The following is a 13,621-nucleotide window of genomic DNA, read 5'->3' on the forward strand; positions in this document are numbered from 1 at the left end:
GGTGCGCCGGGGCCACCGGGGAGGTCTGCGGGGATGGCGGCACAGGGCACGCAGCACGCCGCCATCATCAGTGCGAGCGGTTCACCACCATGTCGGCCAGCGCCGCCAGCGCGCGCGTGTCGGGCAGGCCGCTCGCGGCCAGCGCGGCGTGCGCCTCGACCCGCAGCTCGCCAGCGTGCGCCTGGGCGCGTTCGAGCCCGAGCAGCGATACGTAGGTGGGCTTGTCGCTCGCGGCGTCCTTGCCGGCGGTCTTGCCCAGCGTGGCCGAATCGGCCGTCACGTCGAGGATGTCGTCCACCACCTGGAAGGCCAGCCCCAGCGCGGCGCCGTACTGCGACAGCGCGGCCAGGGCGGCCGGCGCGGCCTGCCCGCAGGCCGCACCCATCACCACGCTGCCCTGCAGCAGCGCGCCGGTCTTGAGCCGGTGCATCTGGCGCAGTTCGGCCTCGCTCAAAGCGCGGCCCACGCTGGCCAGGTCGATGGCCTGGCCGCCGGCCATGCCGTCGGCACCGGCGGCCTGGGCCAGCATGCGGCACAGCGTGGCCTGCATCGCGGGCGGCACCTGCGGCCCCTCCGGCGTGAGCAGACCGAAGGCCAGCGCCTGCAGCGCATCGCCGGCCAACAGCGCGCGGGCCTCGCCGAAGCGCACGTGCACCGTGGGCTTGCCGCGGCGCAGCACGTCGTTGTCCATGCACGGCATGTCGTCGTGCACCAGGGAATAGGCGTGGATCAGCTCCACCGAGCAGGCCGCGCGCAGGGCCGCTTCGTCCAGGCCACCGACGGCCTCCGAGGCGGCCAACACCAGCAGGGGCCGCAGGCGCTTGCCACCGTCGAGCACGGCGTAGCGCATGGCCTCGCCCAGGCCTGCGGGTGCATCGCTGCACACCCAGCGCGACAGGGCGTCCTCCACGCGCGCCAGTTGCGCATGGCTCCATGCGCCGAGGTCGAACGGGGCATGGAGCGCGGTGGGTACGGTGGATGGGCCCAGAGGGGTCGGTACTGCCGCCATGGTGGGGGTCACTCCTGCGTCCATGGTTGCAGCGCTCCTTCGTCCAATACCTTGATCTGGTCCTGCACCGCTTCCAGCCGGCCGCGGCAAAAGGCCAGCAGCTGCGCGCCGCGCTGGTAGCCCGCGAGCATCTGGTCCAGAGGCAACTGGCCCGACTCGATGCGCCCCACGAGTTGCTCCAGCTCTTCCAGCGCGGCTTCGTAGCTGGCGGGTTCGGGGAGTTTCGGGGGAACGGCGGAGGCCTTGGGCATGGAACGGGGGGCGGCGAACGCGCAGGTAAAACGGGCGATTTTAGGCGCACCCTCCTTCGGGCGGGCGGCGGCGGGTGGGCGGCACGTGGAAAATGGCTGGCACCTTGGCGACACCATCGGCGCGCAAGCCTTGCCCGGCGCGCTCAAGCATGTCCGGCCAATACACATACGGGGGGAGCGGAAATAACCCCACCGGCTACAATCCCATTCCCTTCGGGCCGGCTTGCATGCCGGTTTCTTTTTTTCCGTGTGCACTTCACGCACCCTCCCTGTGGGGAGTCTTTAGGTCAGGTCACCCATGTCTGATTTAAGTCTTCAACTGCAGCAGGCCGCAAGCCAACTACCAGTTTCAAGCTACTTTGACGAAGCGCTGTTCCAGCGCGAGCTGGAGACCATCTTCCAGCGCGGGCCCCGCTATGTGGGGCACCAGCTTTCCGTGCCCGATGCGGGCGACTACTACGCCCTGCCGCAGGAAGGCGAGGGCCGTGCGCTCGTGCGCAACGCGCAGGGCGGCGTCGAGCTGATCTCCAACGTGTGCCGCCACCGCCAGGCCGTGATGCTCAAGGGCCGTGGCACCCTGCAAGGCCACGGCAAGGGCCACGCGGGCGGCAACATCGTGTGCCCGCTGCACCGCTGGACGTATTCGCCCGGCGGCCAGCTGCTCGGCGCCCCGCACTTCGCGCAGGACCCCTGCCTGAACCTCAACAACTACGGTCTGCGCGAGTGGAACGGCCTCCTGTTCGAGGACAACGGCCGCGACATCGGCGCCGACCTGGCCGGCATGGGGCCGCGCGCCGAACTGAGCTTCGACGGCTTTTCGCTCGACCGCGTGGAAATGCACGAGTGCAACTACAACTGGAAGACCTTCATCGAGGTCTACCTCGAGGACTACCACGTGGGCCCCTTCCACCCGGGCCTGGGCAACTTCGTGACCTGCGAGGACCTGAGCTGGGAGTTCCAGAAGCATTATTCGGTGCAGACGGTCGGCGTGGCCTCCACCTTCGGCAAGCCCGGCTCCGACGTCTACCGCCAATGGCACGACGTGCTGCTGCGGTACCGCGAAGGCAAGCTGCCCGAGCGCGGCGCGATCTGGCTCACCTACTACCCGCACATCATGGTGGAGTGGTATCCGCACGTGCTTACCGTCTCCACGCTGCATCCCGTCAGCCCGACGAAGACGATGAACATGGTGGAGTTCTACTACCCTGAGGAAATCACCGCCTTCGAGCGCGAGTTCGTCGAGGCCCAGCAGGCCGCCTATATGGAAACCTGCATCGAGGACGACGAGATCGGCGAGCGCATGGACGCCGGCCGCCGCGCCCTCTACGAGCGCGGCGACAACGAAGTCGGCCCCTACCAGAGCCCGATGGAAGACGGCATGCAGCACTTTCACGAGTGGTACCGCGCCGCCATGGGCGATGCGGTACCCCAGCGCTGACACCGACCCGATTGCTATAAAAATAATAGCTTCTGCCGCATGATCCACTAGGGCATGCGGCCTTTTTCACTCCAAACCCCCTCATTCCCATGCAAGCGCTCTGGATGGTGTTGGCCGCGTTCCTCTTCGCCAGCATGGGCGTGTGCGTCAAGGTCGCGTCGGCCTACTTCAACTCCGCCGAACTGGTGTGCTACCGCGGCATCATCGGCATGGCGATCCTGTGGGCGCTGGCGCGCTCGCAGCGGGTCAAGCTGGGCACGCATTACCCGGGCATGCACGCGTGGCGCAGCCTGGTGGGGGTGGTCTCGCTGGGCTCGTGGTTCTACGCCATCGCGCACCTGCCGCTGGCCACCGCGATGACACTCAACTACATGAGCAGCGTGTGGATCGCGGCGTTCCTCGTTGGCGGCGCGCTGCTGGCCTGGCGGCCCTCGAGCAGCAGCTCGCGCCCGCCGCTGCAGGGCACGCTGGTGTTCACCGTGATGGTGGGCTTTGCCGGCGTGGTGATGATGCTGCGCCCCAGCCTCGACCAGCATCAGATGTTCGCCGGCCTGATCGGGTTGCTGTCGGGCCTCACCGCCGCGTTCGCCTACATGCAGGTGATGGCGCTGTCGCGCCTGGGCGAGCCCGAGACGCGCACGGTGTTCTATTTCGCGGTGGGCTCGGCGGTGGCCGGCGGCGCGGGCCTGCTGCTCACGGGCATGTCCGACTGGCCGGGCTGGCCCAGCCTGTGGCTGCTGCCCATCGGCGTGCTGGCGGCGGCCGGCCAGTTGTGCCTGACGCGGGCCTATGCCAGCGCGCGCACCTCGCGCGGCACGCTGGTGGTGGCCAACCTGCAGTATTCGGGCATCGTGTTCGCGGCGCTGTACAGCGTGCTGCTGTTCGGCGACGACATCCCCGCCATCGGCTGGGCCGGCATGGCGCTCATCGTGGTGAGCGGCATCGTGGCCACCGTGTTGCGGGCGCGCGCGGCCCCCGGCGCGCCGGCCGAAGAGCACTGAGGCCGCCGGCCCGGCGCTGCCGCAGCCGGGTGGCCCCAGGGCGCGCCCGCCCGTCAGGCCTGTCCGACGCACGGCCCCGCCGCGCCGGACCACAATAAGGGCTTGTCCGCCACCGATTGATTCAGTCCCATGCCGTACACCACCCTGATCTCCGCCGCCGAACTGCAATCCCTCATCGCCAGCGGCGCGCCGCGGATGGTCTTCGACTGCACGTTCGACCTGACGCAGCCCTCGCTGGGCGAGCAGCAATACCGCGAATCGCACATTCCCGGCGCGCTCTACGCGCACCTGGACCGCGACCTGAGCGCCAAGCACGGCGCACCCGGCGCGGGCGGCACCATCGTCGCCACCGAGGCGGACCAGCCCGCATCGGGCGGGCGCCACCCCCTGCCCAACCGCGACCGGCTCGAAGCCTGGCTCTCGCGCATCGGCTTCACCAACGGCATGCAGGCCGTGGTGTACGACCGCAACGGCGCCAACTACTGCGGCCGGCTGTGGTGGATGCTCAAGTGGGCCGGCCACGATGCGGTGGCGGTGCTGGACGGCGGCCTGCAGGCCTGGACCGCGGCGGGCGGGGACCTCGCCAGCGGCGACGAGCCGGCGCATTTCCAGTCCAACTTCAAGCTGGGCGAGCCCCTGCGCCAACTGGCCACCGCGGCGGACGTGCAGGCCGCCCTGGGGCAGGACCGCCAGACGGTGATCGACGCCCGCGCGCCCGCCCGCTACCGCGGCGAGGTCGAGCCGCTGGACCCCGTGGCGGGGCACATTCCCGGCGCGCTGAACCGTCCGTTCTCCGAGAACCTCGGGCCGGACGGCCGTTTCAAGCCCGCCGCGCAGTTGCGCGCCGAGTTCGAGACCCTGCTCGGCGCGCGCGCGCCCGGCACGGTGGTGCACCAGTGCGGCAGCGGGGTGAGCGCCATCCCCAATGTCTTGGCCATGGAACTGGCCGGTTTCGGAAAAACCACGCTGTTTGCCGGCAGCTGGAGCGAATGGTGCAGCGTTCCTGACCGCCCCGTGGAGCGCGGCTGACCCCTGCGGGAGGGCCGGCCGTGCAGCAGGCCTTCCTCTCTCCAGGGTCGGACACCCGCTGCGGATTTTGTAAGGCAAATTCCTACACGCCGGGTGTGCCGACCAGACACGCTGCACATCCAAACCCCGACTTAATTTTTGATTGGGCTGAATTCACAATCCATTTCAACGGATCGCGAAACCATGCAAACCGCATGAACCCCGCCAGATCGGTTAAAGGAAAAGGATTCACCATGACCTCCGAACAACTTCTCGCTGAAATCCGCGAAGCCAACCTCACCTACCTGATGTTGGCACAGACCCTGATCCGCCAGGACAAGGCGGAAGCTGTTTTCCGTCTGGGCCTGAACGAAGACGCCGCCGACATCCTCGCCTCGCTGTCGGCCGCGCAGGTGCTCAAGCTGGCCTCCCGCAACACGCTGCTGTGCAGCTTCCGGGTGGACGACAACCTGGTGTGGAGCTTGCTCACCAACCACAACACCCCGAAGAAGGTCGGCAACGAAGCGACCAACACGCTGCACGCCAACATCCTGATGGCCAGCCGCGTGTCCGAAGTGCTCTGAGCGCAGCACCCGCTGCCCTCACCGCCCCGCCCGCCTGCCGCCGCCCACCTTCTTCGAAAGACAGCCATGTCCGCACCCGTCAAGAGCGTCCTCAACGAATCCAAGCAGATCGAACGCGCCGCCATGCTGATCCAGATGGGTGCCCGCATGCAGGTGCTGGAGTCGGAAACCACGCTGTCCTACGAGCGCCTGATCCGGCTGTACAAGGAGATCGCCGGCAAGTCGCCGTCCAAGGGCCAACTGCCCTTCTCGACCGACTGGTTCCTGACCTGGCAAGAGAACATCCACAGCTCGCTGTTCCTGAACATCTACGAATACCTGTCCAAGGGCGTGGACCTGGATTCGGTGGAACTGCTCACCAAGGCCTACCGCCTGTACAACGAGCAGGTCACCACCGCCGAGATCGAACCCCTGCTGTCCTTCACCCGCGCTTGGCGCCTGGTGAAGTTCGTGGACGCCGGCATGCTGACCCGCACCGCCTGCTCGCAGTGCAGCGGCCAGTTCGTCACCGATCTGTACGAAAACGCCCGCAACTACACCTGCGGCCTGTGCAATCCGCCCGCCCGTGCCGGCAAGAGCAAGTCGGCCGGCGCGCTGATGCTGCACTGAGCCTGTGCACCACCAGGCTTTAAGCCAAAAAGCCTTCCAGCGCATATTCCACTAGGGCATATCGCTACAAAATCAATAGCAGATCAAACATTCGAAAACCCGGCCCTGGCCGGGTTTTTTCGTGGGCGAGGCGGGACGGTCGGCAAGCCAAAGCTCCCCAGCCCCCATCCGCCCACCGGCCCACCGCCCGTCAGCGCATCGCCAGCAGGATGCGGATGTCCGAGTCCACCGGCAGCGCATAGTCGTAGGCCGCCATGACCGCATTGCCCTCGGGGCTCACCAGCTTGAGGCTCACGTACACCGTCTGCGGGGTGGCCGCGTACGTGCCCACCACCACCGCCTGCGCCGCCTGGGCGCGGCTCACTTCGCGCACTTCACGCGAGAGCAGCAGTTCGCCGTCGCCGGGCCGCATGACCAGGTTCTCTCGCAGCTTCAGCTCGGTCACCCGCACGCCACGCTGCACCAGCCGCCCGGCGATCTGTTCGGAGCACAGGCGGCCCAGCCGTGACGACTCGTTCAGCCGGTCCAGGTGCACCAGCGTGGAGACCAGCACTGGCTGGCGCGGATCGAGCGGCGCGCCCTGCAGCAGCATGTCCGCGGCCTTCTGGTTGAATTCGAGCAGGTCGGTCTGCACGCCGCCCGCGGCCGCGCTGCCGTAGTAGAACCGCGCGCAACCCGGCAGGGCCACCGCCGCGGCGCCCGCCAGCGCGCCGGCCAGCACGGTGCGGCGCCTCATGGCACCACCCGCCACGTCTTGACCGGCGTGGCCGCCACCGCCGGCACGCGCGGCAGGTACAGCGCCACGTCGCCCTGGTCGATGGAGTAGACGTCGCTGGTGCGCGCCAGCACGCGCTCGTCCGATTCGATGGACGTGGTCACCAAAATTTCGGTGCGCGCCGTGCCGCTGGCCAGCAGCACGTCCGGCGCCGGCACGTAGGCGCCCGACGCATCGCGCACCACCGCCACGCCCTCGGACAGCCGCACCCGCGGCGGCGCGTACACACCGCCGCCCTGGTGCTGCACCACCTGCGTGGACACCGCCATGCGCACGCCGGTCGGCTGGGTCGAGACGGTGATGCCGCGGTCCACCAGGCGCGTGACCAGCAGCGAGCGAAAGCCCGCGTCGAAGCCGTCGCCCTGCGCGGGCAGCAGATAGATCGGGTACTCCCCCGGCGGCCAGTCGCGCAGCCGCACCGCCGTGCGCTCCGCCACGTCGCGGGCCAGCACGTCCCAGTGCTGCACGGCGCGCGCGGTTTTCTGCGTGGAGGGCGCGTGCAATTCGTCGCGCGGCAGATCGGGCGCCGCGCAGCCGGCCAGCAGCGCGGCAGCGGACAGCAGGCACCCGCCCGCCAGCCGGCGTGCAGGTGCCAGACGCCCCACGCCAGCGGATTCGCGGCCCTGCGCCGGGGCCCGGGCGACCGGGCGTGCACGTTTTTCGAGAGATTCCATAACCGCAAATGCTAGCGGCCGCCCGCGCAAGGCATCGGCCGAACAGCGCGGCTTTTCCCCCGCTGCCAGGGGGCTTGGGGGCCTCGTCACCCGGGGTTTCCCGCACGCGCCGGCCCCGCTGCTGCGGTGCTCGCCTACGCGGCGTTCGAGCGGCGTTGCGACAAAATCCGCGCATGTCCCGCCCCGCCGCCCCCCTGCCCCCCACGCCGCCCCTGGCGCGCCAACTTCCACCCACCTCCGCGACGACAGGGCAGCTTCCGGCCGGCGACCCGCCCGACCAGTCCGACACCTCCCCCTCCAACCCCGCATCCGCACCCACCGCCGCGCCCGAGCCCGGCGACGATGTGCCGCTCGAACCCCTGGCCGCCGGAGCCTCGGAGAGATCGGCCAACCCGCCCGCCTCCACGGCCCCTTCCGCACCCGCCGCGCTGCCGGCCTCGCCCGCAGCACCACACGCCGAACCATCCCCTTCCCCGTCGCCCACCGGCCCCTCGGCAGCCGCTGCCGCCGCAACCCTGCCTGGAGCGCCGGGCTTCATGCTGAACATGCCGATTGACGTGCGCAACATGTCGCTCGCGCTGCTGGCCCTGTTCGCCACCGTCGCGCTGCTGCACTGGGCCAGCGCCGTGTTCATTCCCCTCATGCTGAGCGTGCTGCTCACCACCGCGCTGCACCCGGCGGTCACCGCCCTGCACCGCTGGCACATCCCGCGCTGGCTCGGGGCCGGGGTGCTGCTGATGGGCATCGTCGGCAGCCTGGGCGGCGCGGCCTGGTCGCTCAGCGACGGCGCGGCCGAGCTGGTGGATTCGGTGCCCGTGGCCGCGCGCAAGGTGCGCGATGCCATGCGTCAGCGCGTGGGCGGGCCCAGCCCGCTGGACACCATGCAGAAGGCCGCCACGCAGATCGAGCAGGCCGCCACCGAAAGCATTCCGCCGCAGACGCGCCGCGGCGTGCAGCGCGTGGTGATCGAGCGCGCGCCCTTCAACATCCGCGACTACGTGTGGAGCGGCACCATGGGCCTGGCGTCTGCCGCCGGCCAGCTCACCGTGGTGATCTTCCTGACCTTCTTCGCGCTCGCATCGGGCAACCTGTTCCGCCGCAAGCTCATGCGCATCGCCGGCCACAGCCTGGAGCGGCGCAAGGTGACCATGGCGGTGCTGGACGACATCACCGGCCAGATCCAGCGCTACCTGCTGGTGCAGCTGCTCACCAGCGTGCTGGTGGGCGTGGCCACCGGCGCGGTGTACGCCCTGCTCGGGCTGGAAAACCCCGCCGTCTGGGGCGTGGTGGCCGGGGTGCTCAACCTCGCGCCCTACATCGGCTCGGTGGTGGTGACGGGCGCCTCGGCGCTGGTCGCCTTCCTGCAGTTCGGCACCGTGGACATGGCGCTGGCCATCGGCGGCGCATCGCTGGTCATCCACACCCTGGTGGGCAATCTGCTCACCCCCTGGCTCACCAGCAAGACCAGCCGCATGAGCCCCGTGGCTGTGTTCGTCAGCGTGCTGGTGTGGGGCTGGCTGTGGGGCCTGTGGGGCCTGCTGCTGGGCATTCCGGTGATGATGGCCGTGAAGGCGATCTGCGACCGGGTGGAGGATCTGCGGGCGGTGGGGGAACTGCTGGGGGATTGAAGGGAGAGAAGGCCTGACGGCCCGGCCAAGCACCGCAGCCGGGCCGGGCCCGTCTTCGATCAGGCCATTTGCCTGTCGCCGGGGTTGCGTCCGCCCGCCCGAATCTCCATGATGGGGTCGCCGGTGTGCATGGCGCCATCGGCACATCCACGCATCGCTCGGACCCATCGATCGATGCCTTCCCCGCAGGCGTGTCGCACGCCAGCCCACAGGAGCAAAAAACCATGCCCATCGAACTCTGGCTCGCCTTCGTCGCGGCCTCGGCCGTGATGCTGATCATCCCCGGCCCGACCATCCTCACCGTGATCAGCTACTCGATGTCGCACGGCCGCCGCGCGAACGTGCCGCTGGTGCTGGCCGTGGCGCTGGGCGATTCGACCGCGCTGGTGGTGTCGCTGCTGGGCCTGGGCGCGCTGCTGGAAACCTCCGCCTTCTGGTTCACCGCGGTGAAGTGGGTCGGCGGGCTGTACCTGCTGTATCTGGGCATCCGCTTGCTGCGCGCGGGAATCTCCGCCACCGAAATCGCCGCACCCGCCGCTCCGGCATCGCGCTGGCGCCTGTTCCTGAACACCTACCTGGTGACCGCGTTGAACCCGAAGGGCATCGTTTTCTTCGTGGCCTTCCTGCCCCAGTTCCTCAGCCCCGCCGCCAGCGCGACGCAGCAAATGGGAATACTGGGCGTCACCTTCGTGGTGCTGGCTGCCACCAATGCGACGCTGTATGCCGTGTTCGCTGGCAGCGCACGCAAGCTGCTCGCATCGCCACGGGCACAGCGGCGCTTCCATGTCGCGGGCGGCTCACTGCTGGCGGCAGCGGGGGTCTGGGCGTTGACGGCGCGGCGGCCTGGGTGAGGTAAGTGGCCATCCATCAGGGCGGCAGAGCATCCGTCAACGTTTTGCGTCGCAGGCCGGAGGGGGCGATGGATCGGCGCATTCTGGAGGAATGTTCTCGAAAGCCACGTCATTGCCGACCTGTACCGCATTGTTGGGCGGACTCAACCACCAATGGATTTCTCCATTCATCCAAAGATCGACGACCTGACTTTCACCCAGGAGTGTTTTGGAATTCACGCGGTACAAACGCACCACGTAGGGCATCTTGTAGTCGTGATGAATGATGCGCTGAACGAGAGACGCTTTGTGAAACTCAAGGCGATAGACGCGCTGAGGGCTGTTTTCACTGTCAAAAAAAGTGGGCGTCGCAGCGTACCAAGCCAGAAAAACAAGTGCATTCAATGCCAAGCACCAGACGATGCATGGGATTTTCCTGAAATCATTCAGCTTCATTGCCAATCCAATTTGATGGGAAACGGAAGGCGAACACGGTGCACGTCTGAGAGCACAACGAAGTCTGCACCTCGGCCATGTTGAATGCGCCACCGGCGGAAATCTTCGTTCTGCACAAAGTAAACATCTCCATGGATCTTGGACGCCTCTTGATTCACCCATTGATCAGAGATGGGGATGCCTCGGCCTACGTTCACACGACTCACTCCTTGAAATCCCCAAAAGCCGAGAGGCTGTGAAAGAAAAGGGGTTTCACCATCGTTGAAGTCATAGCTGTCGCGAAGGTAGAAACCCAATTCATCGATAACGACAGTGGTTTTTCCGAAGCTATTCTTTGCGACAAGTCCTGACACCGCGATCTTGAGCGTGGCTTCTCCCATGGCTCCATAGAAATCATCCAGCGGATCACTGAGTTGGCCACAGTGCACATAGTTGGTTTGGCACGTGCCATCAATGACTTTGGCAGGCTGCGCCAGGTTGCCAAACCTCGATGGCTGAGAGGCCCCTGCCGTTTGGTCATTGATGCGCTTTTTCAGCAAGAGCAATGCCGACGGCGTTGCCCATTCTTTCTGAAGCTTCACCATCGCAGCGCGAACCCGTGCAAAGCCGAGAGCCCAATTCATGGTGACGTTACTCTCATCCAGGCGCAAGGAGCCCAACTGGGACAGCTCAAAGGGGTCGCGTCCACGCTTCATCAGTTCTGGCATCTCAAAAGCCGCCCCGCGAAACCACCGCTCCATCAATGCCGCCGCCACCGGCCACCCCATGCGCGAGCGCATCACGCCAGGAATATCGTTGAGCTGAAACAGCCGCACCTTCGGCGGCAGCTTTTTCTCCAGCTGCGCACGCAGCCGCTCCTGGTCTATCTTGACCATGTCCTTCATGCAACCTCCCTCGTCCGTGATCGCCTGTTTTTTGGAACTGCGGATTCTCGGAGCAAAGAAGGCGCTCGGCGCGATGCCAACCGATTTTCTGGTTACGCTACGTAACCCAAAAGCAAATCACTTCGCCAGGGCTTTCGGTGACCGGTTTCGAACCCCATGGGGCACGGTTTTGCCAGGCGGGGTGCGCCGTGCCTCTATGCCGGCGCCACCGGAGCGCGCGCCGCCAGCTGCGTGGCCAGGGCCTGCAGCAGGGCCAGTTGCCGGCACACCAGGGCCAGTTGCGTCTGCACCAGCCGCAGGGTGTCCGGTGCGGCATCGGCGGCCTGTTCCAGCGCGGTGGCCAGCGTTTCGCCGTGGGCTGCGTCGCCCTCCAGGGTCTCGCGGGTGCGCAGGGCGCGGGCGACGGCTTCGAGGCGCTCGACGGCGTAGCGGGCGCCCTCCTGTACTAGTGGGTCGTCCACGCCTTCGGCGAGTTGGCCGCGGTGCGCGCCCAGCGCCGAGAGGTAGTTGAGCAGGGTGTGCGACAGCACCAGCATGCGCATGCCGGCCTGCGAATGCGAGCGCACGTGGCGGGGCTCGCGCAGCATGTGCGACAGGGCGGTGGAGAAGGCGGCGTCGGCGTTGTGGGCGGTGCGGCGAGCCAGTCGGTAATCGAGGTCGTCGTCCTTGCCGGTGGCGTACTGCGACATGATTTCGCGCAGGTACTGCCCGTTGGCCTGCAGGGCCTGCGCGGCCACGGAGGCCAGGCGCCGGCCCTGCCAGTCGGGCAGCACGACCATCATGGCGGCGGTGGCGATGGCGCTGCCGATCAGGGTGTCCAGCAGGCGCGGCAGGATCAGCGCGTGGGCCTCGCCGGTGGCCTGGTTGAAGCACATGAGCACCAGCAGCGTGATGGCGGCGGTGGCCGTGAGGTAGCGCGTGGTGCGGGTGACGAAGAACAGCACGCCTGCCGCCACGGCGAAGAGCGCCTGCAGCGGCGGGCTGGGAAAGAGCTTGAGCAGCGCCCAGCCGACCACCAGGCCGATGGCGGTGCCGGCGACGCGCTGCGACACGCGCGTGACGGTGGCGCCGTAGGTGGGTTGGCACACGAACAGCGTGGCCAGCGGAATCCAGTAGCCGTGCACGGGGTCGATGAGCTGCATGGCGATGCAGCCGGCCGCGAGCGCCAGCGACAGGCGCGTGGCATGGCGGAACAGCGGCGTGCCCGGGTGCAGCTGCGCGCGCACGCGGCCCCAGGCATCGGCCAGCGACCGGGGCGATCGGTCCAGCAAACTGCTGTCGCCCAGGCGTTCGCCGCCATCGGGGTGGGTGGCGGCGTCGAGCTGGCCGGAGAGCGTGGCGAGGTTGCGGGCCAGCGCGCGCAGGCTGCGCAGGGGGCGCTGCCAGGCGCTCTGGCGCTGGCTTTCCAGGTGGGCGATGGAGTCGTGCAGGTCGGCCATGGCACGCTCGCCGGCGGGGTCGCGCACGAAGGGCTCGTGCGTCTGCAGGGCCTCGGCCAGGCGGGTGCAGTCCACGCCCTGCAGTTGCAGCACGCGCTGGCAGCGGTAGAGCACGTCGCTGTGGAACAGCACGTCGGCCCAGTCGTTGTAGTGGTGGTGCGACGAGCTGGCGCGCTCGTGGATGTCCTGCGCGATGAAGTACAGGTTCAGGTGGCGCAGCAGCCGGCCGGTAGGGGGCGGCGCCTCGCGGCGCGCGCCCAGGCGGCTGAAGATGCTTTCCTTGGTGGTGTTGAGGGCGGACACCACGCGGCCGTTGGTCTGGGCGAGCGCCAGGCGCCGGCGCTCCACGTCCACGCCGCGCACGGGCTCGAACAGGCTGGCCTTGAGCCGCAGGTAGGCGCCGAGCACGCCGTAGAGCTTGGCGAGGTTCTGGCGCACGGGCTGGTGCGGGAACAGCGCGCACCACAGCAGCGACAGCAGGCCGTACCAGGTGGCGCCGGCCAGCAGCCAGGTGGGCACGCTGAAGCCCAAGGCCGGGTCGCCCCCGCGCTGGGAGCCGGGCGCCACGCTGATGGCGGTGTAGAGCGCCAGGATGACGGTGGCCAGCGCGATGGCGCGGTAGCGCTCGCCCACGGCGCCGAGCATGGTGAAGCCGAAGGTGGACACGGCCATGCCCGCCACGAACCACAGGGGCCACGGCATCAGGGCCTCGACCGAGAACGCTGCGGTGGCGAAGCAGGCCAGCGTGACGAGCAGCGCCCGCAGCCGGCCGCGCCAGTTGTCGTCGGTCTCGGCGATGGCGCTGGCGATGATGCCCAGGAAGATGGGCGTCACCAGCGGCACGCGGTCCAGCCACCAGCACACGGCCATGGCGCCGCTCAGCGCGATGAACACGCGCACGCCGTACACCAGCGCATCCTGCGCCCACAGGCGCCTTGCCCACCCTGCCATTGCCGTTTTCAAGATCGCATCAACCCCGGAGAGAGAAAGAAAAAACCATGGCGCGGGCCCGCGCCGGATGGCGGGAACCCAAGC

The 13,621-nt window shown here is 68.1% G+C and carries 14 protein-coding genes; 7 read left to right on the top strand and 7 right to left on the bottom strand.

Annotated elements, in window-relative coordinates; all coding sequences use genetic code 11:
* Positions 1-67: 67 nt before the first annotated feature.
* Together AVMA1855_RS06585 and xseB are read right to left on the bottom strand one after the other, a co-directional pair.
* A complete protein-coding gene (locus tag AVMA1855_RS06585) occupies positions 68-1,009 on the bottom strand; it encodes a polyprenyl synthetase family protein (protein ID WP_502870280.1) in 942 nt (313 codons plus the stop codon).
* A gap of 8 nt (positions 1,010-1,017) precedes the next feature.
* Positions 1,018-1,260 carry an exodeoxyribonuclease VII small subunit gene (gene xseB / locus AVMA1855_RS06590; protein WP_272564389.1) on the bottom strand — a complete coding sequence of 81 codons (243 nt, stop codon included), beginning with the start codon at positions 1,258-1,260 and terminating at the stop codon, positions 1,018-1,020.
* A gap of 298 nt (positions 1,261-1,558) precedes the next feature.
* Here xseB and AVMA1855_RS06595 point away from each other — a divergent pair, with 298 nt between their 5' ends.
* From AVMA1855_RS06595 to flhC, 5 genes are all read left to right on the top strand, one after another.
* Positions 1,559-2,698 carry an aromatic ring-hydroxylating oxygenase subunit alpha gene (locus AVMA1855_RS06595; RefSeq protein WP_284425076.1) on the top strand — a complete coding sequence of 380 codons (1,140 nt, stop codon included), beginning with the start codon at positions 1,559-1,561 and terminating at the stop codon, positions 2,696-2,698.
* An 89-nt stretch (positions 2,699-2,787) separates the two neighbouring features.
* Positions 2,788-3,699, top strand: a complete 912-nt coding sequence (locus AVMA1855_RS06600; protein WP_284425077.1) for a DMT family transporter — start codon at positions 2,788-2,790, stop codon at positions 3,697-3,699.
* 129 nt (positions 3,700-3,828) lie between these two features.
* Positions 3,829-4,728, top strand: coding sequence for a sulfurtransferase (locus tag AVMA1855_RS06605; RefSeq protein WP_284425078.1), 900 nt, complete (start codon positions 3,829-3,831; stop codon positions 4,726-4,728).
* A 233-nt stretch (positions 4,729-4,961) separates the two neighbouring features.
* The gene (gene flhD / locus AVMA1855_RS06610; RefSeq protein ID WP_092740590.1) at positions 4,962-5,291 is read left to right on the top strand and encodes a flagellar transcriptional regulator FlhD; all 330 of its coding nucleotides are present in this window, start codon (positions 4,962-4,964) and stop codon (positions 5,289-5,291) included.
* A 66-nt stretch (positions 5,292-5,357) separates the two neighbouring features.
* Positions 5,358-5,900, top strand: a complete 543-nt coding sequence (flhC, locus tag AVMA1855_RS06615) for a flagellar transcriptional regulator FlhC (RefSeq protein ID WP_284394833.1) — start codon at positions 5,358-5,360, stop codon at positions 5,898-5,900.
* Positions 5,901-6,090: 190 nt separating this feature from the next.
* On the opposite strand, the gene AVMA1855_RS06620 is transcribed toward flhC, so the two are convergent.
* Both AVMA1855_RS06620 and AVMA1855_RS06625 read right to left on the bottom strand, forming a co-directional pair.
* Positions 6,091-6,636, bottom strand: a complete 546-nt coding sequence (locus tag AVMA1855_RS06620) for a FlgO family outer membrane protein (RefSeq protein ID WP_284394834.1) — start codon at positions 6,634-6,636, stop codon at positions 6,091-6,093.
* Positions 6,633-7,349 (bottom strand): hypothetical protein, encoded by a 717-nt coding sequence (locus AVMA1855_RS06625; RefSeq protein WP_284425079.1) that lies wholly within the window; start codon positions 7,347-7,349, stop codon positions 6,633-6,635. Before AVMA1855_RS06625 ends, AVMA1855_RS06620 begins: the two co-directional genes overlap by 4 nt.
* Positions 7,350-7,522: 173 nt before the next feature.
* Here AVMA1855_RS06625 and AVMA1855_RS06630 point away from each other — a divergent pair, with 173 nt between their 5' ends.
* Positions 7,523-8,977 carry an AI-2E family transporter gene (locus AVMA1855_RS06630; protein WP_284425080.1) on the top strand — a complete coding sequence of 485 codons (1,455 nt, stop codon included), beginning with the start codon at positions 7,523-7,525 and terminating at the stop codon, positions 8,975-8,977.
* Between the two features lie 224 nt (positions 8,978-9,201).
* Positions 9,202-9,828, top strand: coding sequence for a LysE family translocator (locus AVMA1855_RS06635; RefSeq protein WP_284425081.1), 627 nt, complete (start codon positions 9,202-9,204; stop codon positions 9,826-9,828).
* Positions 9,829-9,864: 36 nt separating this feature from the next.
* On the opposite strand, the gene AVMA1855_RS06640 is transcribed toward AVMA1855_RS06635, so the two are convergent.
* The 3 genes from AVMA1855_RS06640 to yccS form a co-directional block, all read right to left on the bottom strand.
* Positions 9,865-10,263 carry a hypothetical protein gene (locus AVMA1855_RS06640; protein WP_284425082.1) on the bottom strand — a complete coding sequence of 133 codons (399 nt, stop codon included), beginning with the start codon at positions 10,261-10,263 and terminating at the stop codon, positions 9,865-9,867.
* Positions 10,260-11,147 (bottom strand): DUF6402 family protein, encoded by an 888-nt coding sequence (locus tag AVMA1855_RS06645; RefSeq protein WP_284425083.1) that lies wholly within the window; start codon positions 11,145-11,147, stop codon positions 10,260-10,262. Before AVMA1855_RS06645 ends, AVMA1855_RS06640 begins: the two co-directional genes overlap by 4 nt.
* 194 nt (positions 11,148-11,341) lie before the next feature.
* The gene (gene yccS, locus AVMA1855_RS06650; protein ID WP_284425084.1) at positions 11,342-13,537 is read right to left on the bottom strand and encodes a YccS family putative transporter; all 2,196 of its coding nucleotides are present in this window, start codon (positions 13,535-13,537) and stop codon (positions 11,342-11,344) included.
* Positions 13,538-13,621: the final 84 nt, after the last annotated feature.

Origin of the sequence: Acidovorax sp. SUPP1855, assembly GCF_030158955.1 — a bacterium.
Taxonomy (GTDB): domain Bacteria; phylum Pseudomonadota; class Gammaproteobacteria; order Burkholderiales; family Burkholderiaceae_C; genus Paracidovorax.

What these genes read in the sequence shown, in the direction of transcription:
- AVMA1855_RS06605 (WP_284425078.1), top strand. Translation starts at nt 3,829, where the DNA reads ATGCCGTACACCACCCTGATCTCCGCCGCCGAACTGCAATCCCTCATC.
- yccS (WP_284425084.1), bottom strand. Translation starts at nt 13,537, where the DNA reads ATGGCAGGGTGGGCAAGGCGCCTGTGGGCGCAGGATGCGCTGGTGTAC.
- AVMA1855_RS06630 (WP_284425080.1), top strand. Translation starts at nt 7,523, where the DNA reads ATGTCCCGCCCCGCCGCCCCCCTGCCCCCCACGCCGCCCCTGGCGCGC.
- AVMA1855_RS06635 (WP_284425081.1), top strand. Translation starts at nt 9,202, where the DNA reads ATGCCCATCGAACTCTGGCTCGCCTTCGTCGCGGCCTCGGCCGTGATG.
- AVMA1855_RS06625 (WP_284425079.1), bottom strand. Translation starts at nt 7,349, where the DNA reads ATGGAATCTCTCGAAAAACGTGCACGCCCGGTCGCCCGGGCCCCGGCG.
- AVMA1855_RS06600 (WP_284425077.1), top strand. Translation starts at nt 2,788, where the DNA reads ATGCAAGCGCTCTGGATGGTGTTGGCCGCGTTCCTCTTCGCCAGCATG.
- AVMA1855_RS06620 (WP_284394834.1), bottom strand. Translation starts at nt 6,636, where the DNA reads ATGAGGCGCCGCACCGTGCTGGCCGGCGCGCTGGCGGGCGCCGCGGCG.
- flhC (WP_284394833.1), top strand. Translation starts at nt 5,358, where the DNA reads ATGTCCGCACCCGTCAAGAGCGTCCTCAACGAATCCAAGCAGATCGAA.
- xseB (WP_272564389.1), bottom strand. Translation starts at nt 1,260, where the DNA reads ATGCCCAAGGCCTCCGCCGTTCCCCCGAAACTCCCCGAACCCGCCAGC.
- AVMA1855_RS06585 (WP_502870280.1), bottom strand. Translation starts at nt 1,009, where the DNA reads ATGGCGGCAGTACCGACCCCTCTGGGCCCATCCACCGTACCCACCGCG.
- flhD (WP_092740590.1), top strand. Translation starts at nt 4,962, where the DNA reads ATGACCTCCGAACAACTTCTCGCTGAAATCCGCGAAGCCAACCTCACC.
- AVMA1855_RS06645 (WP_284425083.1), bottom strand. Translation starts at nt 11,147, where the DNA reads ATGAAGGACATGGTCAAGATAGACCAGGAGCGGCTGCGTGCGCAGCTG.
- AVMA1855_RS06595 (WP_284425076.1), top strand. Translation starts at nt 1,559, where the DNA reads ATGTCTGATTTAAGTCTTCAACTGCAGCAGGCCGCAAGCCAACTACCA.
- AVMA1855_RS06640 (WP_284425082.1), bottom strand. Translation starts at nt 10,263, where the DNA reads ATGAAGCTGAATGATTTCAGGAAAATCCCATGCATCGTCTGGTGCTTG.